Raw genomic sequence first — 26,259 nt, forward strand, 5'->3', positions numbered from 1 at the left:
TATTTTTATACCTTATACTTATTTTTATAGAGTAGAAGATGGAACAATCCCTAAACAACTGTTGTTTTTGTGGCAATTCACTCCCTTTTAGCCAATGCTGCCAACCTTATCTCGATAATCAGGCAATCCCTGAAACACCCGAGCAATTGATGCGCTCTCGCTATAGTGCTTATGTGACAAAAAATGCCGATTACCTTATCGCAACTTGGCATCCTGATTGTCATGCCAATAACTGGCGTGAAGAAATAGAACAAAGCTTCTTACAGACACAATGGCTTTCTCTTCGTGTCATTAGTTCTTCTTATGCTAAAAATAGCGATGAAGGTTATGTGGAATTTTCAACTTGCTTTATTGATGAAAAAGCTGATCATAAACAGCTTATTCATGAACGTTCCCGTTTTCTGCGTATAGAAAAACGTTGGTATTACATAGATGGTATTACACCTAAAACAGGTCGAAATGATCTATGTCCATGTGGTTCCGGCAAAAAATTCAAAAAATGCTGTAACAATCATTAGTGGTCATGTTTTACCCATCGTAACGGAAATGCATAATGTATCGTTTGCTTATGTGCGCTCTAAGCCCTTCAAGCTACTGCTAAAACGATGCGCGAAAACATCTATTTATCGGATAGATGCAAGCCCTGTTTGCGCTATTTACAGTCACTTGAAGTATGATGAGTATGTAAGCTTTGTAAGTTAAGGATCAGACACTTCCATGCAACAAAAGAATGTACAAAAAAAAGTCCTTCGCACCATTTGTCCTGATGCAAAAGGCTTGATCGCAAAAATCACCAATATTTGTTACAAACACCAGCTCAATATCGTACAGAATAATGAATTTGTTGATCACCGCACTGGTCGCTTCTTTATGCGTACAGAGCTTGAGGGGATTTTTAATGATGAAACCCTACTCGCTGATCTCGATGACGCCCTACCGGCAGATTCAAAACGTGAATTAAATTCATCAGGCCGTCGCCGTATTGTCGTTATGGTCACCAAGGAAGCTCACTGTCTAGGTGACTTATTGATGAAGAGTGCATACGATGGTTTAGATGTAGAAATTGCGGCGGTTATCGGTAACCATGACACATTGAAAGGCCTTGTCGAACAATTCGGTATTCCTTTCCACCATATTAGCCATGAAGGTCTAACGCGTGAACAGCATGATGAAAAAATGATTGCGCAAATTGACCAATATCAGCCTGATTATGTGGTCTTAGCAAAATACATGCGTGTATTAACCCCAGCGTTTGTACAGCATTATCCGAACCAAATCATTAATATTCACCATTCATTCTTGCCTGCATTCATTGGTGCCCGTCCATATCATCAGGCATATGAACGGGGCGTTAAGATCATTGGTGCGACGGCTCATTTTGTTAATGATAATCTTGATGAAGGCCCTATCATTACGCAAAACGTTATTAATGTAGACCACACCTTCACAGCCGATGATATGATGCGCGCAGGTAGGGATGTTGAAAAAAATGTCCTTAGCCACGCATTATATTGGGTATTAGCTCAACGTGTTTTTGTTTACGGAAACCGTACTATTATCTTGTAATACGAATATTTGCTGTTTAAATATGCATGAAGCGCAAAAAAACAGCATTTGAACAGCTTTTAAAAAATTAATACTTTACAGGGGCGCGTCATTTGATATGATGCCGCCCGCTGTCAACGAATACAGCAACTCAAAATCTGGTGGGATACCCAAGCGGCCAAAGGGAGCAGACTGTAAATCTGCCGTCACAGACTTCGAAGGTTCGAATCCTTCTCCCACCACCATTCAAGCGTTCCCTTCACCTAAAGTATCAATTGTGTCTATAAATCGATTTAACACACTAGAGTGTGACTTAGACTTATAAACATAGCAGCAGCAATCCTCAATAATTGAATTTAACGGAATATAGTTAAGCAACTTATCATTCACGTCATTTTCAGGGTAGTAATCGATAATTGCAATAAAATCACCAACTTGAAGAAAACTCTGGCAGTTACCAATATTATCCATTTGCCGAATACTGGCCTTATTACCTTCTAGTTCAACCTGATTAAGCAGCTCCCCCATTAAACTGCTCTTATAAAATGCAGGATCACACAGCCATGTGCATTGCCTTAATAGCGCCATAATATTGTAATGATATTTTTCATATAATTCATTACGACAATAAATCCCTAATGATGCATTCTCTATTTTTCTTTGTAAGGAAAAACGCTCACTGACGACAGGTTGAGAACTTAAAATAACCGTATTACCATCGTAATCAACAATTTCATCAACCTCCTCATAATTAAACCTCAATATATTAATTTGAACATTATTTTTATTTGCTGCCTGATAAAGGTGAATAAGAAAATTTTCTTTCCCCCAGTCATAATAAATATTGGCTTCATTGACAATATAACCTGTAAAATGTTTCTTAGTTATTTCCTTCTCTTGTAAGTAAAGATCACGTAAGTCATTATATAACTCTTGACCATCCTTAGTTAAAGTCATACCAAACTTTTCTCGTTTAAATAGGCGTTTTCCTAAGCTTGTTTCAAAGTCTTTAATTGACTTAGCAATTGGTGGCGTCGTTCGGTTCATTACCCTAGCAGCCTTACTTAATGAGCCATTTTCAACAACTGCCATAAATGCCTCTAATTTTCTTGAAAAGAACATATCTATGACCCCATTCTGTTTATTAAACATGCAAAATTCAACATTATTAATCATTAAAAACAATATGTTGAATAGCCCATCACTTGACATATCAGATGAAAATTTTAATTTAATTTTTCATTGAATGAGTAACAATTTTTCATAAAACTATTTTTATATTTTCCAACAATGCAAAGCAATATATTATACTGTTTCATTTCATTATTTTTTATGACTCGACTATTAAATCACATTAAATATAAATCACCAATTTGAAATCAGTGAACATATTTTTCATTAATTGTATAACTAATAATCTTATTTAAATTTTAAGATAAAACATTACGATTATAATTAGAGCTATAAATATTCATTAAGCATAATTCAATTTATATTTAAATAGTTATTTAATAGTTACAGTCTAGTCATCATCTGTTAGAATCTCGATGTACAGACAAAAATCTAATAGGTGATAAAAGACCATGAAATTTATCTCTTTCAACATAAATGGCCTCCGTGCTCGCCCACACCAATTGGCAGCTATCATTGATAAGCATCAGCCAGAGGTGATAGGTCTACAGGAAACCAAAGTTCACGACGAAATGTTTCCTTACGATGACGTTAGCAAGTTAGGCTATCATGTATTTTATCATGGTCAAAAAGCACACTATGGCGTCGCTCTCCTGACTAAAAATAAGCCTGTTGCAGTTCGAAAAGGCTTTCCTACCGACGATGATGATGCACAACGCCGGATCATCATGGCAGATATTGAAACCAATCATGGTTTATTAACTGTCGTAAATGGCTATTTTCCTCAAGGCGAAAGCCGTGAACACCCAGTAAAATTCCCTGCTAAAGAGAAATTTTACCAAGACTTACAAGACTATATTACATCAACCCAGACCCCTCAATCACAGCTATTGATCATGGGTGATATGAATATTAGTCCAACTGATCTGGATATTGGTATTGGCGAAGCGAACCGTAAACGCTGGCTAAAAACAGGTAAATGCTCATTTTTACCCGAAGAGCGCGCATGGATGGAACGACTGCTAAATTGGGGGCTTGTCGATACTTATCGCGCAATGAACCCTGACGTGGATGATTGTTACTCGTGGTTTGACTACCGTTCAAAAGGTTTTGATGATAACAGAGGCTTACGTATAGATTTACTCTTAGCGTCTACGGCTCTTTCTACACGTTGTGTGGCAACAGGGATTGACTACGAAATACGGGGAATGGAAAAACCTTCAGATCATGCCCCCGTTTGGGCCGAGTTTGATTTAACCAAAGGCTAACTGCTCTTTTTTGTTCGATAGGGAAGATTTTCCCTATCGACCTCTCCGATAACCATCAAATGGCTCACACTCACTAGTAGACTACTCTTGCTCACTTTTTTTCGGTTTTTTCGCCGATTTTACGGGCTTTTTAGTCGTTTTATTCTTTGTGACAGGCGGTAACTCTCGAAATGCTCGTAAGTTAGTAAACTGACGGGCGTGATGAATAAGCTGCGTTAATGTCGCACTAAGCGGATTCATAAAATCAATATAACGCGTTTGTTTTTCACTGATTTGCGTCAAAATAGATTCCCAATGCGCCGTCATATCTGGCAATGTGGCCATATCAGGCAATACATGAATTAACGCTCTACCCGCTGGGGTTGAGTGAATATAGCGACCTTTTTTATATAAAAACTGACGCTTAAATAGCAGATCAATAATACCTGCTCGCGTCGCTTCAGTACCTAACCCATCAGTTTCACGCAATACCTTTTTTAAGGCTTTATCTTGAACAAAACGCGCAATCCCCGTCATCGCGGATAATAGTGTCGCATCCGTAAAAGGCCTTGGGGGTTGCGTTTGTTTTTCAAGCACTTCGCCTTTTTCACACAGTAACTCATCCCCCTTAGCAACAACCGGTAATGGGCTACCGTCATTTTCAGCATCGCGCTCTTTACTGCCTAATACGACTCGCCAACCCGCTTCCGCTAAAAAACGCGCTTTCGCAATAAACTTGCCCTTTTCAATGTCAAGCTCAATCGTACATTTACGGTAAACGGCATCTGACATAAATTGAATGATATATTGACGGGCGATCAGTTGATAAATATTGGCTTCATGCTCCGTTAGTTTTACTGATACGGCTTTTGCGGTTGGAATAATAGCATGGTGAGCATCCACTTTTTTATCGTCCCAGCAGCGATTTTTTTTATCTAATTCAGGTAATTCAAACTGGGTTAATTCAGGTTGATGTACTGAAATCGCATTCAACACAGAATGACGTCCAGCAAAATGCTCATCCGGTAAATAACGGCTATCTGAACGTGGATACGTGATCAATTTATGAGTTTCGTATAAACGCTGGCAGATATCTAAGACTTCTTGAGCGCTTAGCCCAAACTTTTTAGCAGCTTCAATTTGTAGTGCAGAAAGGGAGAATGGTAATGGCGCAATTTCAGATTCGCGTTTGTCCTGATACTGCGTAACAAAAGCAGGCTTCCCTGTAATACGCGACACCACATGTTCAGCAAGAGGACGATGAAATAAACGCCCTTCTTCATCTTGATAATCAATACAAGATTCACTTGGTTGCCAAGTAGCCACAAAACGTTCATTTTCTGGCGTCACAATATGGGCGCGTACCTCAAAATAATCTTTAGGTACAAAGTTTTCAATATCTTCATCACGGCGAACAACAAGGCCTAATACAGGGGTCTGTACTCTCCCTACTGATAATACGCCTTGATACCCGCCACGTTGCCCCAACAATGTGTAGGCACGCGTCATGTTAATACCGTATAGCCAATCCGCTCTTGCTCTTGCTAATGCCGAAACGCATAAAGGAATAAACTCTCGGTTTTCACGTAACCGTTCGATGGCTCTTTCAACGGCTTGAGGGTTAAGGTCATTGATTAAACAACGTTTGACTTGCTTTCTTTTCTCATCAGAAAGCTTCAAAAAATCTAATACCTCATCCACCAGCAGTTGCCCTTCTCTATCAGGGTCTCCGGCATGAACGACTTCCGTTGCCTGTTTGAGAAGGGAATCAATCGTTTTAAGCTGCTTTGTCACTGCGGAACGTGGTTTTAACAACCACTTTTCAGGAATGATCGGCAGATCTTGCAGATTCCAGCGAGCATACCGAGGCTCATACGCATCTGGCTCAGCTTGTTCCAATAAGTGGCCTATACACCATGTCACTATTTGGTCATCACCGCACTGGATAAAACCATCCCCTCTCTTATGAGGTTTTGGCAACACATCCGCTATTGCCCTAGCGAGGCTGGGCTTTTCCGCAATAAACAAACGCATGAATTAATCTATCACTTCAATTAAAGGTACATTTTCCCGATGGGGTAATAATTTGCCGATAGACTGTAACAAAACACCTTGCTGCTGTGCAATGTCTTTAATTTTAGCGACCTCAGAAGGTTCTACTGCTATCAGTAAACCACCCGATGTTTGTGGATCGCATAATAATTTGCGTTGAGCCTCTGTCATCGGCCCAATAAGATGCCCATAACTTTCAAAGTTGCGTTGGGTTCCCCCAGGCACACAACCGGCATCGATATAATGTTCAACATTTGCAAGTTTCGGTACTCGGCTAAAGGATATTTCTGCTCGTACCTTTGAGCCTTCACAAATTTCACTCAAATGCCCAAGTAGACCAAAACCCGTCACATCAGTCATTGCAGTCACGCCCGGTAACGGTGCAACAACAGCTCCCAGTTTATTCAACTGACACATTGTTTGTGCCGCAAGATTTTGGTGCTCTTCGGCTAATAACCCTTTTTTCTCTGCGGTCGTTAATACGCCAATGCCCAGCGGCTTAGTCAGAAAAAGTTCACAACCTGCTGTTGCTGCACTATTTTTCTTCACATGCTCTGTATTTACCACCCCAGTTACCGCTAAACCAAAAATCGGTTCTGGTGCGTCAATAGAGTGACCACCTGCAAGCGTAATCCCTGCATCGGCACAAGCCGCTCTCCCTCCTTCAATGACTTCTCTTGCCACTTCGGGAGATAGTTTCGCAATAGGCCACCCTAAAATAGCAATTGCCATAATGGGTTTACCGCCCATAGCAAACACATCACTAATCGCATTAGTCGCCGCGATACGACCAAATTCATATGGTGAATCAACAATGGGCATAAAAAAATCTGTCGTACTGATAATCCCTATGCCATTGCCTAAATCATAAACAGCCGCATCATCTTTTGTTTCGTTACCTACAAGCAGATGAGGATCATGAAATTTGGCCTGCTCTGTATGAAGGATTTGTTCCAAAACTTTTGGGGCAATTTTGCAACCACAACCTGCACCATGGCTATACTGTGTTAATCTAATTTTTTCCATTACGCTCGGCCTTATCAATTAAAAGTAAGAAACAAATTCTTGCATATCAGGGATCTGTACTTTTGCAGGTGCTTTCAGTTCAGGCGTACCTAAATATAAAAAGCCCACAATGCGATCTGTCGGTGCACAACCTAATCCTTCACGCACAACCGCATCTTCCGTCCAAGAACCTGAACGCCAAATTCCCCCAAACCCTTGGGCAACCGCCGCCATTTGCATCGCTTGTACCGTACAACCAGCAGCAACAACTTGTTCCCACTCAGGTACTTTAGGGTGTGCTTGAGTCTTCGCGATAACTGTAATAATCAAAGGTGCTCTAAACGGGGCATTACGCGCTTTCTCTTCCACTTCCGGCCCTAAGTTGCCCTCTTTCGCTGCTTTTTCAAGTAATTGGCTAAAGCGATTTAACCCTTCGCCTTGCATCACAATAAAATGCCAAGGCCGTAAAGCACCATGATCAGGAGCACGCATACCTGCCGCTAAAATATTTTGCAATTCATCGCCTTGTGGTGCTGGGGTTGTTAGCCGTGAAGCTGAACGGCGGTTCAATAAAAGGGTTAAAGCATCCATATTCCTCTCCGATTCAGAGTAAACTGATATAATAGTCATTCAAACAAGCAATCATTATTGCGCTGATTAATGATTAAATACCCCAACCAGGGTTAGGTACTCAGCTTAAAAACTTATCATTCATCTTATTCGCTAACGAGTACCATGGTGTTATATTGATTAATTGATTGAATTATATCATTTGTGTATGTTGAAAAATATCATCACGACATTGTACAACGCTCCAAAGCGTATTGTTATGAATAAAAATATTATTCATTTGCAGACAACTGTTTTTATTTCGTTAAGATAACAAGTGCAAATTCGTGTGTCGGAGAAATTATGCGTCAAACATGGAAAATCATCGCCACTGTATTTAAATTCAGTTGGCGAATACTAAATTTTATTCGGGAATTGGTTTTCAACACTATTTTTCTTATATTGTGTTTTTTAGTTATTGGTTCGATAGCGCTATATCAATCCGATTCTAAACCTGACCAAAACTATTTTGGTGCACTTTATGTTGACTTACAGGGTATTGTCGTTGATCAGGTCTCAACCCCCGATCCTTTTGGCCGCATGAGTCGTGAGTTATTGGGAACCCCTAACAACCGCATGCAAGAAAACTCACTATTTGACATTGTCGATACCATTCGTAGTGCAGCAACCGATGATCGTATTACTGGCATGGTATTACGTTTAGATAACCTCGTTAGTGCAGATCAGCCTTCCCTAAACTTTATCGGGAAAGCGATTACTGAATTCAAAGAGTCTGGAAAACCTATCTATGCTGTTGGCGATAGTTTTAGTCAGTCTCAATATTATTTAGCCAGTTACGCTGATCATATTTTTCTATCCCCTCAAGGTATGGTGGGGATCCAAGGCTTTTCAACAAACACCCTTTACTACAAATCCTTGTTAGAAAAATTAAAAGTCAGTAGCCATATTTTCCGTGTGGGGACTTATAAATCTGCTGTTGAACCGCTAATGCGAGACAATATGTCACCAGAAGCACGCCAAGCGACTAAACAGTGGCTAGATGCGTTATGGAATAACTATCTTGATACACTAGCCAAAAACCGCCAAACCACTGCGAAAGGTATCTTCCCTGGGGCAGATGTGTTACTTAGTAAGTTACGTGCCTCCGGTGGTGATAACGCAAAATACGCATTAAATCAAAAATTAGTTGATAAGATTTATACGCGTGAGCAAGCAGAAAATGTACTTAAGAATCAATTTGGCTGGAATAAACAAGAGAAGCATTTCAATTACATCAGTATTTATGATTATTCAGGTAAGCTGACCAGCACAACTGGCTCTGAAACATCAGCCACAGCGGGTAATATTGCCGTTATCATCGTTCAGGGCGCTATCATGGATGGCCCTCAATCTCCGGGTATTGCAAGTGGTGATTTAATTAGCTCACAAATTCGCGAAGCCCGTTTGAACGAAAATATTAAAGCAATCATCTTACGCGTTAATAGCCCTGGTGGTAGCGTAACGGCTTCTGATCTTATCCGCAACGAACTCGCGTCTGCACGTGCTGCGGGTAAACCCGTCGTCGTTTCAATGGGCGGCATGGCTGCATCTGGCGGCTATTGGGTTTCAACCCCTGCGAACTATATTGTGGCAAGCCCGAATACGATTACGGGTTCGATAGGCATCTTTGGCGTAATCAATACCTTTGAAAATGCCTTAGATTCTGTCGGAGTGTATACTGACGGTGTATCAACCACCCCACTTGCCGATATCTCTGCAACCAAAGGAATTAGCCCTGAATTTTCCGATATGATGCAAATTACTATCGAAAATGGTTATAAAACCTTTATAGGTTTAGTCGCGAAGTCACGTAATAAAACGCCAGAAGAAATTGATAAAATCGCCCAAGGCCGTGTTTGGATTGGCAGTGACGCGAAAAAAATTGGCTTAGTCGACCAATTAGGGGATTTCGATGATGCCGTGACTAAAGCGGCTGAATTAGCCAAACTCAATGACGTCTCATTAGATTGGATGCAACCTGAGTTGTCATTTATGGATCAGTTAATTTTAGAACTCAGTAGCACTGCCCAAGCAGTGATGCCTGACGTTCTACAGGTCTTCTTACCAGAAGCTGTTGCTACCGACATTCGTCAACAAGCACAATTCTTCTTAAAAATGAACGATCCTCAAAATCGTTACGCATTCTGTTTAAATTGCGCCGAAATTAACTAACTTCCCTGATCCCCTTTAGCACACCTAAAGGGGATCCCTCTATTTATCTTGCCTCTCCTCTCGCAAATCCCACTTAAACAGTAGATAACAATAATTAAATGAGTCAAAATTGTTATATCTTCATATAAAACAAAGGATAGTAATAGCTGCTTATATTGTTATTCATGCTATTCGTCGAACATTAGGTAACTCAATGCAGAAGAAATCGATTTATGTTGTGTATACTGGCGGAACCATTGGTATGCGCCACTCCCCACAAGGTTATATTCCAGTTTCAGGGCACCTTCAGGCCCAATTAGCTAAAATGCCCGAGTTCCATCGCCCTGAAATGCCTGAGTTTACCATCAAAGAACACCAGCCTTTAATCGACTCCTCTGATATTACGCCAGAAGATTGGCAAATCATTGCCGATGATATCAGTGAAAACTATGCGCTGTATGATGGCTTTGTTATCTTACATGGCACTGACACAATGGCTTATACGGCATCAGCATTATCATTTATGCTAGAGAACCTACGTAAGCCTGTAATTGTGACAGGGTCACAAATCCCCTTAGAGGCATTGCGTTCAGACGGCCAAACTAATCTACTTAATGCCTTATATCTCGCTGCGAATTACCCCATTAATGAGGTCGGTTTGTTCTTTAACAATAAACTGTATCGAGGAAACCGCACCGTAAAATCGCATGCCGATGGTTTCGATGCGTTCACTTCCCCCAACTGTCCACCATTAATGGAAGCAGGTATTCATATTCGTACTTTTAATACCTGCCCAGCCCCAATCGGTGTTGGCCCATTAATCTGCCACCGGATCACACCACAACCGATTGGTGTCGTTATGCTCTATCCCGGACTGTCTATTGAAATTGTACGTAACATACTCCAACAACCTGTAAAAGCTCTGATTTTACGCTCCTATGGTGTCGGAAATGCCCCACAACGCCCTGAATTACTGAAAATTCTCCATGATGCTACAAACCGAGGCATTATTGTGGTAAATCTGACACAGTGCATTTCAGGTCGAGTCAATATGGAAGGCTATGCGACAGGACATGCACTTGCCGAGGCAGGCGTTATCAGTGGATTTGATATGACATTTGAAGCTGCATTGAGTAAGTTACATTACTTACTTAGTCAAGAATATACACCGGCACATGTTCGGGAATTAATGCAACATAATCTTAGAGGTGAACTCAGCTATGCCGATGAATAAGCCAAATGAGGATTTAGTTAAATCCGCTTTACTGTTAGTTGATCTACAAAATGATTTTTGTACAGGTGGTGCCCTTGCTGTCGCCGATAGTGAAACGGTAATAAAAACAGCGAATAAGGCGATAGAGCTATGCCAACGACAAAATATTCCGATTATCGCTAGTCAAGACTGGCACCCCGCTAATCACCTGAGCTTTGCTGTTAATTCAGGAACACAAGTTGGTGACATTGGTACGCTTAATGGCATTCCCCAAGTGTGGTGGCCCGTTCATTGCGTTCAAGGGGAAGTTGGCGCTGAGTTTCATCCGGAACTCAACCGAGATGCCATTTGTGAAGTTTTTACGAAGGGTGAAAATCCGCAAGTAGACAGCTACAGTGCTTTTTTCGACAATGATAAAGTAAGCCAGACGCGATTACACGCTTGGTTACAAGAGCAACAAATTACCCAATTATTCATTATGGGGATAGCGACCGATTATTGTGTCAAATTCACGGTACTTGATGCGTTAAAGCTGGGATATAACGTTGATGTACTTACCGATGGTTGCCGAGGCGTAAATTTATCCGCAATGGATAGTGAACTCGCATTAGCCGAGATGTCACAAAAAGGGGCGACCCTACTCACCACCGATTCTCTGCAATAATTAACAACGACGTACCTTGCCCTTTTAAGGCAAGGTATTGGCTAGTCGCTAACACTATTGGTTGTTTGACATAGATTGAATAAAAAGCACACGCGAGTACCTCTCCCCCATATCCATGTTTTATCAACGCTGATTGCGCCATTTTCAATCACGGCGACAAGGCACACTGTTCATTTCGTTTTTCTGTATGCCTAGCGTGTTATTTCGCCTGTCGCTGCCTCTAATTGCGATTATTCGTCTTTATTTTGTGGCTTCAAGGTTGCCAACATTTCCCCTTGAAACATCGATTTAAGTTCCTGCTTACTTTTCATCGTGATCTGCCCATCCGTACCAATGGTCATATGTTCAGGATCATGATTATGACGAGACTGCCATAACATCACCATCTGTAAGCTATGCTCTTTTTGCTCAGGGGTTAATGCGACACCATCAGGCCATTTTCCTAATTCAACAGCTGTCACCAAACGCTGATAAATTTCAGGGGTCATCACTGATAACAGTTGCTCTAATTGCTCTGGCTCTAAATTTACACTCACTTCACAACTCCTTCAAAGAGACCCAGTTAGTAGTTCATTTGACATATTATCTATTTCAACTTAGCTGAATCGATATTGCTTAATTTAGTTTTCAGCGTCAGCTAGCTTCAGCACCCTATCCACGGGTCTTTTCGCCAGTTTTCTCATCGATAAAACTTAATGATGCTGAATTAATGCAGTAACGTTGCCCCGTTGGTTGTGGACCATCAGGAAACACATGTCCTAAGTGGGCATTACAATTTTGACAACGCACTTCAATCCGATGCATTCCATGGGAGAAATCTTCGATATACTTAATCGCATCTTCAGTCATTGGTTGATAAAAACTCGGCCACCCGCACCCCGCATCAAATTTAGTGTCTGATAGAAAAAGTGGTGTACCACAACACAGGCATTCATACACCCCATCTTTACGATTATGCAATAACACGCCAGTGAACGGACGCTCGGTCCCTGCCTGCTGAGTGACATATTGCTGAATATCATTTAGCTCCGAGATATCAATCGGTTGCTTACTTTTATCTGTCATATCAAACCCAAATATTGAAATAACTGAGTGGTATTAAGCTAAGAATACCCCCATTTGGTGCAACAAAAAATTAACAACACGTTTTATAAAGATATTCTAAACTAATTAACATAGTGCTTTGTGTTTTGATTTGTGACGAGTTTCACATATATCACTGATAGCAGGTTTCATTATCCCGCACAATCCCGATAATACGTGCGGATGTATTTGCCTCTAAAGTGGCTGACAAGTAAGCAATTAGTGCGAGTTGTTTTGATTTTTTTCAATAATTGACACGATTCCGCTTGACGGCTGGCAAGGTTTTGGTAACTTTAACTACAACTTAATTCACGAATAAATAGCTGGTGGAAATACTATGACTATCAAAGTAGGTATTAATGGTTTTGGTCGTATTGGCCGTATCGTTTTCCGTGCTGCACAAGAGCGTTCTGATATCGAAATCGTTGCTATCAACGACCTGCTCGATGCAGACTATATGGCATACATGCTGAAATATGACTCTACTCACGGTCGTTTCAACGGTACTGTTGAAGTTAAAGATGGTCACCTAGTTGTAAATGGCAAAAAAATTCGCGTCACTGCAGAGAAAGATCCTGCAAACCTGAAGTGGAACGAAGTTGGTGTTGACGTTGTTGCAGAAGCAACAGGTATCTTCTTAACTGATGAAACTGCACGTAAACACATCCAAGCAGGCGCGAAAAAAGTTGTTCTGACTGGCCCTTCAAAAGACGACACGCCAATGTTCGTTATGGGTGTTAACCATAAGAGCTATGCAGGTCAAGAAATCGTTTCTAACGCTTCTTGTACAACTAACTGCTTGGCACCTCTGGCTAAAGTTATCAATGACAAATTCGGCATTATCGAAGGTCTGATGACGACTGTTCACGCAACAACAGCAACTCAAAAAACTGTTGATGGTCCTTCTCACAAAGACTGGCGTGGTGGTCGTGGTGCTTCTCAAAACATCATCCCATCTTCAACTGGTGCTGCTAAAGCGGTAGGTAAAGTTATTCCTGAGTTGAATGGCAAACTGACTGGTATGTCTTTCCGTGTTCCTACTCCAAACGTTTCAGTTGTTGACTTAACTGTACGTATGGAAAAACCAGCCACTTACGCTCAAATCTGTGACGCTATCAAAGAAGCGGCTGCGGGCGAGCTGAAAGGTGTTCTGGGTTACACTGAAGATGACGTTGTATCAACTGACTTCAACGGTGAAAAACTGACTTCAGTATTCGATGCTAAAGCAGGTATCGCACTGAACGACAACTTTGTAAAACTGGTTTCTTGGTATGACAACGAAACAGGTTATTCAAACAAAGTTCTAGACCTGATCGCTCACATCTCTAAATAAGAGTTATTAGCGTTTTATGGTTAATTTGAGCCGCCTTTAGGCGGCTCTTTTGCTTTTATTCGCTCCTAAATTGTCAGGAGCCCCTCACTTACCTCTTAGAGTGAATGACGGTTTTCCTAAGTTCTGCTAACCTATTTGTATTCACTGTTTCTCTATTCACAGGCAAATAATTATGCACGATAAACTCTTTGCTTTACCGGTGATTAAGCAACTTTCAGCCTACATTAGCCAACGCCAATTGGGTGAATTACCCTTAATTATTGTTTCGCATCCTAAAGTGCGTGGTGCCGTTAGTATTCAAGGTGCACAATTAATCGATTGGCAACCTTGTGGTCAAAAACCGTGCATCTGGCTAAGCAGTGAAAGTGCTTTCAAAGCAGGTACAGCCATTCGTGGGGGTATCCCTATTTGCTGGCCTTGGTTTGGCCCCGCGGGTAGCCCAAGTCATGGTTTCGCCCGCATTTTACCGTGGCAATTTACTGCACATAATGAACATGAAGATGGCGTGATCCTCACCTTCACTCTGACAGATAACGAATATACACGCAAACTATGGCCACATGAGTTTACATTGATATTGCGAATGAAACTCGGTGAGACCTGTGAGTTAGAATTAGAAAGCTATGGTGATTTTGAAACCACAGCCGCAATGCACACTTACCTCAATATTGGTGATATCCAAAAAACCACGGTATACGGTTTAGGTGGCCACTACTTTGATAAAGTCAGTGACCGTGAAGTTTATGAAGATAAGCCGCTAAAAATTAATAGCCATACCGACAGAATTTACTCTGAGCCAGAGGAATATAGTTTGATCCGTGATGATAGCTGGTCACGAACCATTGAAATACACCATTACCATAACTCTGACGTTGTATGTTGGAACCCATGGGCTGAATTGTCATGTAGCATGCAAGATATGCCAAACAATGGCTACAAACAGATGGTTTGTGTTGAAACGGCGCGCATTAATCAACCGATGAAAAGTGAAAATCAGCACCCCGCTCGCCTTTCTCTCGTTATGATGACACGCGATAATAAGCCACAAGACTGATAGTGACCTCCGCGATGAGGCGGGCTCTTTTCTCGCCTCATCATTCTGTTACGTCACTAAGGATGGCGCAAGCAGCACTTCTTCATATACCTTTTCTCTCCAACGAAATAGTACGTGATATAAAAAACCGTCTACACGTTGTAAAGCATCAATAATTAAATTTAAGATAAGTATTGATTTCTATCCCACTAAAAAATGAACTCAATGAATAAGTACACCTTGTTATTATTATTGTCTGCCCCTATTGCCGTCTCTGCCAACTACTGTGACGACTTATATAAAAAATATAGTAATAGTTGGATGAGAGATATGCCAAAACAGGTATGCGAAGATGCGGTTAATGGTGATGCCGAAGCACAATTTAGCGTCGCGTCATGGAACACACGGTATCTAAGGCAACCTGAAGAAACTTATCGCTGGATAAAGATGTCAGCAGAACAAGGTTGTGCTAAATCACAGTATGTTTTAGGACTGCACTATTATGACGGAAAAGTTGTTGATACAGATTGGCTTAAAGCGTTTGCTTGGATTAAAAAAGCGGCTGATAATGGGATTCCCGATGCTCAGGCTATGCTTGGTTTCATGTATCAACATGGTCATGCAATTGGCCAAAATTATACAATAGCTCTAGAGCTGTATCATAAAGCGGCTGCACAACATAACGAAGATGCCTATCTCTATTTAGGCCGAATGTACGAAAATGGCATGGGGGTTACCAAAGATTATGCAAAAGCTTATGAGTATTTTGCAAAAGCCAAGATCGCTCACGTCTTATCCTACCTCCCCGATTATCCTTGCGATATTTATAAAGATCCTGACTAAAATAGCCATCTACCACCAGCAAATTCGCCATAATCAACCATGTCAGCAACTATTCGTGCCCTGTTCAAATACCAATAAAAAATCCCAAAAGCACAAAGCGCATTTTGGGATTTTTTGTCAAGTCGTGGTTAGCAATTAGAAGGTATAAGTTACCCCACTCCAAACAATTGCAGAAACTGATTTATTAACCATTGGACTATCTTTCACTTCATTTGGCAGACGGTCAATACGCCCCATTGCAAAGGCACTCCAATTATCATTGAACTTATAGTTACCTGATAATTCAACATATGGAGTCCAGCTATCACCCGGACGATAGCGAGCTAAACCACTATTACGCGACTCTTTTGAAGAGACACCATACTCATAGCGGTTTTGATTTTTGCTATCCCACTTGATACCTACACCTGGAACTAACGACCAATTGTCGCCATAGAAACCATAAAGGTAAGCAACTTCTGCACGCAAACCATTACTGATCCCTAACATATCCCCCGACGCAACGGTACGGATTGTTCCCCAATCGGCTTTGTGTTTGTACGTCAAGCCCCCCATTACCGTATCGCGGCGACGATCAAGCTCACGCATATCACGGTCGTCGTTATCTTTCGGTTTGAAGAATTGAGGGTAATAATAAGCATCAAGCGAAAGTTGATCCTCTTGGTCATTCCACAAGTAGTAACCTACTGCTAACGTACGAAAATAGAAGTTTTCACCTTCATAGTTAACAATCGGTACTGGCGTAACATAGTCTTTCGATTTTATACCTTTATAAGGTGTTGATTGCGCCAAAACCGAACCCCCTACAGACCAAGTTCCAGCCATAGCTGCGGAGGATAATAAACCTAATGCGACAGCAAGTGATGTTAATTTGATTGTTTTACGCATATTAACCTGAAATATTAGAAGATTGAACAATAGTGCGCATCATACCTTGATGTGCTCTTTAGCCAAAACACTCCCACGACTGATCACATTTTTAGTTAAATTTATAACCATGTCTAATACTGTTTACACAATCATTCTAATTTTCATATACGACTGGTACTCTTTTCGCCAACGCGCACATCAATTCATAACCAATAGTGCCTGCCACCTGAGCAACGTCGTCTATCGGTAAGTTTTTACCCCATAGCTCAACGCGATCACCAATCTTAGCAGTTGGGCATTCGCTAACATCTATTGTTAGCATATCCATTGAAACAGTTCCTAATAGAGGACAACGCGTTCCATTTAACCAAATGGGGGTGCCTGTTGGCGCATGACGTGGATAGCCATCCGCATAACCACAGGCGACCGTGGCTATCTTCATTGGGTAAGGTGCTGTAAATTTACTGCCATAACCAATAGATTCCCCAGCTGTAATCTCATGTGTTGCAATAATTTGTGATTGCAATGTCATTGTCGCACGTAAATCTTTATCCGCAATGTCTTGCCAACGACCACTTGGCGATGCGCCATATAAGATCACACCAGAGCGAACCCAATCATAATGGGTCTTTGGGTGCCATAACGTCGCCCCTGAATTGGCAATACAGACAGGAAACTGACCATCGATAAACTGTTTAATTATCGCATGAGGTTTATCTGTGCCTGTCGATAAATCCGAATTCGCAAAATGTGTCATTAAGGTGACCGTCTCTACATTTTCCATTGCAGACAATCTATGCACCACTTGAGCATATTCCGGCGGCTCAAAACCTAAGCGATTCATTCCGCTATTTAGTTTGACATACACGGAGATGGGATTTTGAAAGTGCCTATTTTCAATCGCATCCAATTGCCAATAACTGTGCACCGCCGTAGTCAATTGGTATTGATCTATGACTTTTAAATCATCAGGCTGGAAAAAGCCCTCCAATAACAAAATAGGCCCCTTCCAACCTTGTTCACGCAATAAAATGGCTTCATTTAGATCTAAAATCGCGAAGCCATCCGATGCCGCCAGTGCTTTCCACACATGTTTAATACTGTGACCATAAGCGTCTGCCTTCATGACAGACCATATTTTTGCATGCCCAACGTGCTGACGAACTACGGACAAATTATGAGTAAAATTTTGCAGATGAATTACCGCACTGATTGGGCGAGGCATATCTCTTCCTTCTTTTTATACTATCCGAATATTTTTCAGCCAATTGCTCAACGCGCAGGCGATAAATCACCACTATGGGTTAATTTTGTATTAAAGCCATCAATATATCTAAATACCGATAAATCGTCGGATGCAATGTCAGGCTTATTCCCTGAAATCAGATCAGCTAATAACTTACCTGAACCACATGCCATCGTCCAACCTAGCGTTCCATGCCCCGTATTTAAATATAAATTGCTATAAGCCGTTGGGCCGACTATCGGCGTTCCATCTGGCGTCATAGGCCTAAGCCCCGTCCAAAACGTTGCTTGAGAAATATCACCGCCACCTTGATAGAGATCTTGTACTACCATCTTCAATGTTTCGCAGCGTTTTTTCAGCACATCCAAATTAAAGCCAACCACTTCTGCCATGCCCCCAACACGAATGCGGTCATCAAAGCGCGTTACTGCGATCTTATAAGTTTCATCCAAAACTGTTGATGTCGGTGCGCGCTCAGCATTAATAATTGGCATTGTTAATGAATACCCTTTTAATGGATAAACGGGTATTTTCACTAAATTATGCAGTAATGATGTGGAATATGAGCCCATCGCAACTACATAACGATCCGCTTGTAATATTTCACCATCACAACGAATACCACTCACTTTATTGCCATCCGTCAGGATCTGTTCAACATGACGACCAAACTGGAATTTAACCCCCGCATCTTGGGCCATTTTCGCCAGTTTCTTAGTAAACTGTTGGCAATCACCCGTTTCGTCATTAGGTAAACGTAAGCCCCCCGTCAATTTATCCTTCACATATTCAAGTGCAGGCTCCGCTTTCGCTAACTCATTGGCGGTCAACAGCTCGTATGGTACGCCTTCTTTCTGTAAGACAGCGATATCATTGGCGGCATTATCAAATTGCTTTTCGGTCCTAAACAGTTGCAATGTTCCACCTTGACGGCCTTCATAACTAATCCCTGTATCTGCACGTAATTGGCGAATACAATCACGGCTATACTCCGCTATCCGCACCATACGGCTCTTATTCATCGCATAATGTTGAATATCGCAATTTTTAAGCATTTGCCACATCCAACGTAATTGGAATAATGTGCCGTCAGGCCTGATGGCTAATGGAGCGTGCTTTTCGAACATCCATTTAACCGCTTTTAATGGGATCCCTGGGGCACCCCATGGAGTCGCATAGCCCGGGGAAATTTGTCCAGCATTACCCGCACTCGTCTCTTCAGCAACATCCATTTGCCTATCTAATACGGTCACTTCATGCCCTTCTTGTGCTAAATACCAAGCTGTAGTAACACCGATGACCCCCGCACCTAAGACCAAAACTTTCATCACTCCCCCTGCTGCTTAGCACGAATATTTTCATTAGAATAATATTCTAGTATTCATTTTCCAATATGGTTAATTAACACTTTTAACAATTCAGTCAATTAATTCAAAAACAGTTACAATTACTTTACGCCTCAGATTTAAATGCTAGTGCCCATTTCTAATTGAATAGTTAAAAACAGAATAAAAACAGTCAATTAATAGAAAATTAATTTCGATTGAATTATTTTTTCATACGTTAATTTAGAGTTTTATACTATCTTGTTGGTATATTATTTTGATGGCCTATTTTTTAATATATGTTATTTCCATGCAATAACATAGAAAATAAATTCACAAATTTACCTTAAAATGAATTATAGTCTTGTTGATTTTTTTATTTCAGAATTGTAGATAATTTAGTGATTTCAAGCACAAAAACAATTACCCATTTTTATCGCAAAAATGGTTTTTGCTCTTTTCTCGTATTGGATGAATCAGATTTACAAAGTATAAACCTTCTGGGTCTCAGTCTGCTGAAAACGCCTCTTTCTCTATCTTATTGAATCCACAGTGTATAAAACAATATAGAAACGAACGTTAATAAACGTTAATTATTACTATAAATCAAAATGTTACCACGTGAAATTAGCTGCTAAAGTCAGCAGTCAATTAATAAAATCTGACGGAGGGAGCATGATAAAAAAACGACCATTTCTTATTTTAATCGTAATGTCCTGTTTAATGGCCAATCGCAGTGTGGCAGATTCAGATTGCATATCATTTAAACATTTTAAAGTGGAGCACGAGGGAAAAATTTGTTTTAGCATTCGCCCTCTGCTCACTTGCCATACTGAATGTGAGGCTGTCGAAACAATCCATAGCAAAGTACTATTTCAATGTTATTATCCTGATATAAAGCCACAATCACCCAAAATGATCACTCAAGCAGAAAATATTGCTCTCAATATTGAATACCCCATATCATGTGTGCCCAAAAAAGCGTCAGGCAATATTCAGTAACTGACCAAGTCACTTGCAATTTCTGGTTTTCTGACAGCCAAAAGGCCAGTTGGTTAATAGCACCAAACTGGCTTCAGACATCATACAGTAACGTGAGTTAAAATTAGGATGCGCGGAATGGTTAGCACGCATTTGCGAGGTCGTTAGGCATATTCCCTTGCATACTATGCCAAATCGTACCACTTTCTTTACCGTAATTTCTAACGGATTCCATAATACGATCGTACGCTTGTTCGCGGCATAAGTTTGACAATTGTTGATAGAAATTGAGCGCAAGGCGTCGTGCTTCCGGGTTAGAGAAATAGTAACGACCAACACGGGTATAAAGCCCTTTTAAGCCATTAATAATCAAGCCATAAATAGGGTTACCCGACGCGAAAGCCAACCCGCGGAATATATTGTAATCTAAGGCACTAAACGCATCTGCGTTATCTTCGACCTTCTCACGCTCAGACAAAACTTCCAATGATTTTTCAGGGTTTTGACGAAAAGCAGTACGGATAAAAATAGCAGCGATATTGGTTCTCACCGCTAGCAAATTATCAATCAGTTGTGGCACACGGTCATGATCTAACCTTGCTAAGGTTTCAAGAATATTCAGGCCTGAAGTCTCCCAATAATTGTTCACTTTGGTTGGTTTGCCATGTTGTATCGTCAACCAACCATCACGCGCTAAACGCTGTAATACTTCACGAAGCGTCGTACGTGTTACACCAATTAACTCCGAGAGTTCCCGTTCAGCAGGTAAAATCGACCCTGGTGGAAAGCGATTGTTCCAGATGCTCTCAATAATATACTCTTCCGCAAACCCTGCAGGACTTTGAGCTTTTATGACCATATTTTTATTATTCCAAACATTTTCAGACGGATTATTATAGAAATCATACCAGATTGTCGTAAATTGAGATAGTTAGACCCCACATAAACAACAAAACCAATCATAAACTCCCATATAATGAATATATTATCTATTACTGATCAGACTTAATTTATGTAAAAGATAAGAGTAGTATGTGAATTTACTGTACAATACATCAAGTAAGAGGAAAACAATTCATAATGGATTTTAGTGTAAAAAGAGCTTTTTTAAAAAATTTTCTAGGGAATTCTCCAGATTGGTATAAGCTCGCAATAATAATATTTCTAATTATCAATCCACTGGTATTTTATTTTGTCAGCCCGTTCATCGCCGGGTGGTTACTTGTAGTAGAATTTATCTTTACCCTCGCCATGGCACTCAAATGCTATCCGCTGCAACCCGGTGGGCTTTTAGCCATTGAAGCCGTCATCATTGGCATGACAACCCCAAAACAGATCTCTCATGAGATCAGTAACAATTTGGAAGTCATACTGCTGCTGATCTTTATGGTCGCCGGTATCTATTTTATGAAACAACTGTTGTTGTTCGTCTTCACCAAACTGTTACTGAATGTTCGTTCTAAACGTACGTTGTCATTAGCTTTCTGCTTAGCAAGTGCCTTCTTATCTGCTTTTTTAGATGCACTCACTGTTATCGCCGTTGTGATTAGCGTCTCCATCGGTTTCTATTCTATCTATCACCAATACGCTTCTAGCCAACACAGCAATACTGATCTACAAAATGACAGTTATATCGATACAGCTGAGAAGAAACAAACACTTGAGCAATTTAGAGCTTTCTTGCGCAGCCTCATGATGCATGCCGGTATCGGTACAGCATTAGGGGGAGTCATGACGATGGTTGGTGAACCCCAAAACCTGATTATTGCTAAGCATGTCGATTGGGATTTCGTGACTTTCTTTATACGTATGGCCCCCATTACATTACCTGTTTTTGCGTGCGGTTTAATTGTGTGTTTTTTGGTCGAAAAATTTAAATTATTTGGATATGGGGCGGAATTACCTGCAACCGTTCGCCAAGTCCTGACTGATCATGACCAAAAAAATAGCACTAAACGGACACAAAAAGAGAAAGCACAACTTATTGTGCAAGGCTTGATTGGTATTTGGTTAATCGTCGCCCTTGCCTTCCACCTCGCTGAGGTCGGGCTTATCGGTTTATCCGTCATCGTATTAACCACCGCCTTCTGTGGCATTACAGAAGAGCATGCCTTAGGTAAGGCGTTTGAGGAAGCATTGCCCTTTACCGCACTACTGACCGTCTTTTTCTCCGTCGTAGCGGTGATCATCGACCAGCAGCTATTTACACCATTTATTCAATTTGTATTGCAATCGTCTGAATCATCACAACTCTCCTTGTTCTATCTATTCAACGGTCTTCTTTCCGCTGTTTCAGATAACGTCTTCGTCGGTACTGTCTATATTACCGAGGCATTAAAGGCATCAAGTGAAGGGCTAATTTCACACCATCAGTACGAGTTACTCGCCGTTGCCATTAATACGGGAACCAACCTTCCGTCGGTTGCCACGCCAAATGGGCAAGCGGCTTTCCTATTCCTGCTGACGTCTGCATTATCGCCATTAATTCGCCTCTCCTATGGCCGCATGGTATGGATGGCTTTACCTTATACCGTCGTCATGACTGTGGTTGGGTTAATCGGTGTTGAGTTTTGGTTAATACCTGTCACACACTGGTTAGAAAGCTTAGGTTGGATTAGCCTACCTTAAGTTTAATCACCACCAACTCACCTATATTCAAAGCTACTCACATCGTCAGATGGAGTAGCTTTTGTTTACTCTATCCCCCTAATTCGGCATTACTCCTTATTTGAAATTACAAATAAAATGGTTTAGTTTGTAATGTTAGGTAAAGGCTTATTTAAAATCGCATAATTATTCTCTGGCACCTTTTTTTGTCTTACCAATAGGGGCAAAATGTGCGTACCATTAATTTAGGGAAGTAAAGTATGTTCAGATTCTTTAACTACTGCTCACAAGGACGAGGCGCTTGGCTGTTAATGGCCTTTATTGCGTTTATGCTTGAATGTGCAGCGCTCTATTTTCAGCACATTATGAAATTGCAGCCTTGTGTCATGTGCATCTATGAACGTGTTGCACTGTTTGGCATTATGATTGCAGGGTTAATTGGCGCAATAGCGCCACGCAAAATCGCTTTACGTTGGGTTGCCATCATTATTTGGGGCTACGCTGCATGGCGCGGTTTAGATCTTGCTTGGGAGCATACCATGCTGCAACTCAACCCTTCACCATTTGCATCATGTGATTTCTTCGTCAATTTCCCCGAGTGGTTACCATTAGATAAATGGGCGCCTGCTGTCTTTGAAGCAACGGGTGACTGTACGGTTAGGCAATGGGATTTCTTAGGGTTAGATATGCCACAATGGCTAATTGGTATTTATGCAGCTTATCTTTTAGTGGCTATCATTGTCGCTATCAGCCAATTTTTTCCATCACACAAAAAAGCATAGCGTAAATAGTACAATTCGCGTCCTATAAAGCGCATTGGCAGGCGCTAATGCGATGGCTCCCGATGAATGCCATTGGGAGCCACTTCTTATCATGGCATCTAGATTAAAAAATAAAAACTCATTCTGTTTTATCCACTCATGCGCTGCATTCATCCCCCTAGCTAAAAATAGCCGACCTACTGCCAACGATTTTTAAATAAATAACAGCCGAAATTACCCGCATTATTTAGATAATTGCGTGCGCTTTATCATTTAAATGAAAAGCAAAGGAGCGAAACGTGGAAATAAACTCAACAAATGGGTTAACTACAAAATTGATATAAAAAAGCCCAACATGATGCGTGATGGACTTTTTATCTGAGGGAATTTAACTAAATACAACTGCCTGTAAGTATGACATCAGCGGCACAACGTTTACCATTAGCAAATTGACAAACGGCGGTTTGGGCGCCATTCAATTCTAGGTTTAATGAAGGTAATCCACCCGCAGAAACACACGCTTCTTGCGCTTGAGGCCCTAAATTAACCACCTGTTGCGCATATTGGGAAGCTGAGCGATCGACATGATGTGCCGTATTTATGGTTTCTGAACTCCCACAACCTGCTAAAACAAACAGACTACCAACGAATAGGCTATTCCAAAAAGTAACCTTAAGCAGACTGCTTTTTTTTCGATTCATCCTAATCCCCATCCATAACTGTTTCTGTTCCCTGAATCAGTGAACACTGCTTTTAGAAAACAGATTGATGACCAAAACACCGACTATGATTAATAGCATACCAATAATTGCAGGTAAATCGAGTTTCTGTTGATAAATAAATATTGCAGCGACCGAAACGAGTACAATGCCTAAACCGGACCAAATTGCATAAGCTATCCCTAAAGGGATCAATTTAACCACTTGGGATAATCCCCAAAAAGAGACCGCATACCCAATGACGACAATCAACGATGGCCAAAAACGACTAAAACCATCTGATGCCTTTAATGTCGTTGTAGCAATCACTTCTGCGACTATAGACATCAATAAAAAACCTAGCCCCTTCATCAAGTCACCTTTTTATTATCTAACTTTATCAAAATGCTAAGAAATTTAGCATAGTTATCAATTGCTGTAATGACCAAATATAAAAAAATACCCTGCAATAGAATCATTACTATTACAGGGGATTAAACATGTTAAGTAGTTTATTTAGTGTGCCATTGGCGCTGTTTTAACTTGTTCGCGAAATGACGCGCTATAGCGTCTAAATATAAAAGTACACCAAATTAATGAGATCAAGCCAAATATCGCCCCCACATAACCGATACTTGCCATCCCCATATGCACAATCACTTGGTTACCGAGCAAAGCACCACCACCGATACCAATATTGAAGATCCCCGAATAGATTGCCATTGCAAGGTCAGTGGCATCCGGTGCAAGATCAATCACCTTCACCTGCATACCCAAGCCCACGCACATGATGGCGATCCCCCAGAATATGCTTAAGATAACCAGCCAGCTTACATGACCACTGATTGGCATTAACAATAATAAACATATCGTCAAAACAGCAATCGCCACAGGTAGAAATGATAGTGTATATTTACCACTATAACGGCTAAAGATCATACTTCCCGCAATCCCCGCCACACCAAAAATCAGCAATAATAGGGTTGCAAAATTTTGGCTCTGTAGCGCGATATCGCGAACAAAAGGTTCGATATAGCTGTAGGCGGCAAAATGCGCTGTGACGACCACGACCGTCAGAACAAACAATCCGACTAACGCTTGGCGTTTAAAAAGTACTGGCAAGCTTTTTAATGAACCTGAATGCTCACTCGGCAATTTAGGTAAAAAGCGAATCAATGCAATCATGGTTAATAATGCGATAGCACCAATACATAAGAAAGTGACACGCCACCCTAATAACTGACCAATAACACGCCCTATTGGTAAACCTAACACCGTTGCTAACGCAGTACCTGTCGCTAATAAACCTAACGCTTGAGCCTTTTTACCCGCAGGTGCAACGCGGATAGCTAACGAGGCGGTGATCGACCAAAATATCGCATGCGACAATGCAACCCCTACTCTCGCCACAATCAAAACTTCAAAATTCCATGCAAAACCAGAAAGGATATGGCTTAAAACAAAGACAATAAATAGTAATGCTAATAACTTACGCCGTTCAATTTTGCTCGTAAGTAGCATCAGCGGCAATGACATAATGGCCACTACCCACGCATAAATGGTGATCATCAACCCAGTATGGGCTACTGTCATGTTAAAACTCGCCGCAATATCACTCAGTAATGCAACGGGAACGAATTCGGTGGTATTGAAAACAAATGCGGCGACCGCTAGTGCCACAACTCGGATCCAAGCTGTTTTTCTAGAAACCTGTGTCATTGTCTTTGCTTGCGCCTTTGTTGATATCAGCAAAAACCCATCCCCCAATCAAAAGCTGATCGGTATAGAAGCCACGTTATTGGATTTAAGCTGAGGTTTGATATTGCTTCGTTTCAAGGATCGAAAAGCAATCTAATTTATGT

Annotated in this window: 25 protein-coding genes and 1 tRNA gene; 13 read left to right on the forward strand and 13 right to left on the reverse strand. The window is 41.0% G+C overall.

The window, feature by feature from the left end:
- Positions 1 to 38 precede the first annotated feature (38 nt).
- The 3 genes from PR675_RS06170 (at position 39) to PR675_RS06180 (ending at position 1,790) form a co-directional block, all read left to right on the forward strand.
- Positions 39 to 518 carry a YchJ family protein gene (locus PR675_RS06170; RefSeq protein WP_014656068.1) on the forward strand — a complete coding sequence of 160 codons (480 nt, stop codon included), beginning with the start codon at positions 39 to 41 and terminating at the stop codon, positions 516 to 518.
- A 199-nt stretch (positions 519 to 717) separates the two neighbouring features.
- Positions 718 to 1,566, forward strand: coding sequence for a formyltetrahydrofolate deformylase (gene purU, locus PR675_RS06175; RefSeq protein ID WP_272582705.1), 849 nt, complete (start codon positions 718 to 720; stop codon positions 1,564 to 1,566).
- A gap of 139 nt (positions 1,567 to 1,705) precedes the next feature.
- Positions 1,706 to 1,790: transfer RNA gene (locus tag PR675_RS06180), tRNA-Tyr, on the forward strand.
- 1 nt (position 1,791) lies between these two features.
- On the opposite strand, the gene PR675_RS06185 is transcribed toward PR675_RS06180, so the two are convergent.
- Positions 1,792 to 2,667 (reverse strand): LysR family transcriptional regulator, encoded by an 876-nt coding sequence (locus PR675_RS06185; protein ID WP_041705365.1) that lies wholly within the window; start codon positions 2,665 to 2,667, stop codon positions 1,792 to 1,794.
- A 461-nt stretch (positions 2,668 to 3,128) separates the two neighbouring features.
- Between PR675_RS06185 and xthA the strand changes: the two genes are divergently transcribed.
- Positions 3,129 to 3,944: an exodeoxyribonuclease III gene (gene xthA, locus PR675_RS06190; RefSeq protein WP_004920298.1), complete on the forward strand. Its 816-nt coding sequence runs from the start codon at positions 3,129 to 3,131 to the stop codon at positions 3,942 to 3,944.
- An 81-nt stretch (positions 3,945 to 4,025) separates the two neighbouring features.
- On the opposite strand, the gene PR675_RS06195 is transcribed toward xthA, so the two are convergent.
- The 3 genes from PR675_RS06195 to PR675_RS06205 are packed head-to-tail and all read right to left on the reverse strand — an operon-like array spanning position 4,026 to position 7,571.
- The gene (locus PR675_RS06195) at positions 4,026 to 5,957 is read right to left on the reverse strand and encodes a DNA topoisomerase III (RefSeq protein ID WP_014656070.1); all 1,932 of its coding nucleotides are present in this window, start codon (positions 5,955 to 5,957) and stop codon (positions 4,026 to 4,028) included.
- Positions 5,958 to 5,960: 3 nt separating this feature from the next.
- Positions 5,961 to 7,001 carry a selenide, water dikinase SelD gene (gene selD, locus PR675_RS06200; RefSeq protein ID WP_004920307.1) on the reverse strand — a complete coding sequence of 347 codons (1,041 nt, stop codon included), beginning with the start codon at positions 6,999 to 7,001 and terminating at the stop codon, positions 5,961 to 5,963.
- Between the two features lie 18 nt (positions 7,002 to 7,019).
- Entirely contained in the window at positions 7,020 to 7,571 is a 552-nt protein-coding gene (locus PR675_RS06205) for an NAD(P)H nitroreductase (protein ID WP_014656072.1), read from the reverse strand.
- Between the two features lie 321 nt (positions 7,572 to 7,892).
- Here PR675_RS06205 and sppA point away from each other — a divergent pair, with 321 nt between their 5' ends.
- From sppA to pncA, 3 genes are all read left to right on the forward strand, one after another.
- The gene (sppA, locus tag PR675_RS06210) at positions 7,893 to 9,761 is read left to right on the forward strand and encodes a signal peptide peptidase SppA (RefSeq protein WP_014656073.1); all 1,869 of its coding nucleotides are present in this window, start codon (positions 7,893 to 7,895) and stop codon (positions 9,759 to 9,761) included.
- 193 nt (positions 9,762 to 9,954) lie between these two features.
- Positions 9,955 to 10,974: an asparaginase gene (gene ansA, locus PR675_RS06215; protein ID WP_004920319.1), complete on the forward strand. Its 1,020-nt coding sequence runs from the start codon at positions 9,955 to 9,957 to the stop codon at positions 10,972 to 10,974.
- The gene (gene pncA, locus PR675_RS06220) at positions 10,961 to 11,617 is read left to right on the forward strand and encodes a bifunctional nicotinamidase/pyrazinamidase (protein ID WP_014656074.1); all 657 of its coding nucleotides are present in this window, start codon (positions 10,961 to 10,963) and stop codon (positions 11,615 to 11,617) included. Before ansA ends, pncA begins: the two co-directional genes overlap by 14 nt.
- Positions 11,618 to 11,847: 230 nt before the next feature.
- On the opposite strand, the gene PR675_RS06225 is transcribed toward pncA, so the two are convergent.
- Positions 11,848 to 12,153, reverse strand: a complete 306-nt coding sequence (locus tag PR675_RS06225) for a YeaC family protein (RefSeq protein WP_004920326.1) — start codon at positions 12,151 to 12,153, stop codon at positions 11,848 to 11,850.
- A 115-nt stretch (positions 12,154 to 12,268) separates the two neighbouring features.
- Positions 12,269 to 12,682, reverse strand: a complete 414-nt coding sequence (msrB, locus tag PR675_RS06230; RefSeq protein WP_004920330.1) for a peptide-methionine (R)-S-oxide reductase MsrB — start codon at positions 12,680 to 12,682, stop codon at positions 12,269 to 12,271.
- Between the two features lie 355 nt (positions 12,683 to 13,037).
- Between msrB and gapA the strand changes: the two genes are divergently transcribed.
- From gapA to PR675_RS06245, 3 genes are all read left to right on the forward strand, one after another.
- Entirely contained in the window at positions 13,038 to 14,033 is a 996-nt protein-coding gene (gene gapA, locus PR675_RS06235) for a glyceraldehyde-3-phosphate dehydrogenase (RefSeq protein ID WP_004920333.1), read from the forward strand.
- A 172-nt stretch (positions 14,034 to 14,205) separates the two neighbouring features.
- A complete protein-coding gene (locus PR675_RS06240) occupies positions 14,206 to 15,087 on the forward strand; it encodes a D-hexose-6-phosphate mutarotase (RefSeq protein WP_004920336.1) in 882 nt (293 codons plus the stop codon).
- Positions 15,088 to 15,291: 204 nt separating this feature from the next.
- A complete protein-coding gene (locus PR675_RS06245) occupies positions 15,292 to 15,909 on the forward strand; it encodes a tetratricopeptide repeat protein (RefSeq protein WP_014656075.1) in 618 nt (205 codons plus the stop codon).
- A gap of 135 nt (positions 15,910 to 16,044) precedes the next feature.
- Here the strand turns inward: PR675_RS06245 and PR675_RS06250 are convergent, their stop codons facing one another.
- From PR675_RS06250 to fadR, 4 genes are all read right to left on the reverse strand, one after another.
- On the reverse strand, positions 16,045 to 16,797 hold the full coding sequence (locus PR675_RS06250) for a MipA/OmpV family protein (RefSeq protein WP_004920345.1): 753 nt from the start codon (positions 16,795 to 16,797) through the stop codon (positions 16,045 to 16,047).
- Between the two features lie 136 nt (positions 16,798 to 16,933).
- Positions 16,934 to 18,004: an alanine racemase gene (gene alr, locus PR675_RS06255; RefSeq protein ID WP_060561053.1), complete on the reverse strand. Its 1,071-nt coding sequence runs from the start codon at positions 18,002 to 18,004 to the stop codon at positions 16,934 to 16,936.
- Between the two features lie 47 nt (positions 18,005 to 18,051).
- The gene (locus tag PR675_RS06260) at positions 18,052 to 19,353 is read right to left on the reverse strand and encodes a D-amino acid dehydrogenase (protein ID WP_004920353.1); all 1,302 of its coding nucleotides are present in this window, start codon (positions 19,351 to 19,353) and stop codon (positions 18,052 to 18,054) included.
- A 1,120-nt stretch (positions 19,354 to 20,473) separates the two neighbouring features.
- Positions 20,474 to 21,190: a fatty acid metabolism transcriptional regulator FadR gene (gene fadR / locus PR675_RS06265; RefSeq protein WP_272582706.1), complete on the reverse strand. Its 717-nt coding sequence runs from the start codon at positions 21,188 to 21,190 to the stop codon at positions 20,474 to 20,476.
- A gap of 221 nt (positions 21,191 to 21,411) precedes the next feature.
- Between fadR and nhaB the strand changes: the two genes are divergently transcribed.
- Both nhaB and dsbB read left to right on the forward strand, forming a co-directional pair.
- Positions 21,412 to 22,959 (forward strand): sodium/proton antiporter NhaB, encoded by a 1,548-nt coding sequence (gene nhaB / locus PR675_RS06270; protein ID WP_004920360.1) that lies wholly within the window; start codon positions 21,412 to 21,414, stop codon positions 22,957 to 22,959.
- A gap of 239 nt (positions 22,960 to 23,198) precedes the next feature.
- Positions 23,199 to 23,720, forward strand: a complete 522-nt coding sequence (gene dsbB / locus PR675_RS06275; RefSeq protein WP_036940423.1) for a disulfide bond formation protein DsbB — start codon at positions 23,199 to 23,201, stop codon at positions 23,718 to 23,720.
- Positions 23,721 to 24,091: 371 nt separating this feature from the next.
- Here dsbB and PR675_RS06280 read toward each other — a convergent pair whose 3' ends face one another.
- The 3 genes from PR675_RS06280 to PR675_RS06290 form a co-directional block, all read right to left on the reverse strand.
- Positions 24,092 to 24,400 (reverse strand): DUF333 domain-containing protein, encoded by a 309-nt coding sequence (locus PR675_RS06280; protein ID WP_053109997.1) that lies wholly within the window; start codon positions 24,398 to 24,400, stop codon positions 24,092 to 24,094.
- 36 nt (positions 24,401 to 24,436) lie between these two features.
- Positions 24,437 to 24,769, reverse strand: a complete 333-nt coding sequence (locus PR675_RS06285) for an SMR family transporter (protein ID WP_004920375.1) — start codon at positions 24,767 to 24,769, stop codon at positions 24,437 to 24,439.
- A gap of 144 nt (positions 24,770 to 24,913) precedes the next feature.
- Positions 24,914 to 26,077, reverse strand: coding sequence for a sugar transporter (locus PR675_RS06290; protein WP_230494553.1), 1,164 nt, complete (start codon positions 26,075 to 26,077; stop codon positions 24,914 to 24,916).
- On the opposite strand from PR675_RS06290, the gene PR675_RS06295 reads away from it, so the two are divergent.
- On the forward strand, positions 25,989 to 26,210 hold the full coding sequence (locus PR675_RS06295) for a hypothetical protein (RefSeq protein ID WP_223854892.1): 222 nt from the start codon (positions 25,989 to 25,991) through the stop codon (positions 26,208 to 26,210). The two genes, PR675_RS06290 and PR675_RS06295, sit on opposite strands and share 89 nt — an antisense overlap.
- Positions 26,211 to 26,259 lie beyond the last annotated feature (49 nt).

This window comes from Providencia sp. PROV261, from assembly GCF_028477945.1.
Lineage (GTDB): Bacteria > Pseudomonadota > Gammaproteobacteria > Enterobacterales > Enterobacteriaceae > Providencia > Providencia stuartii.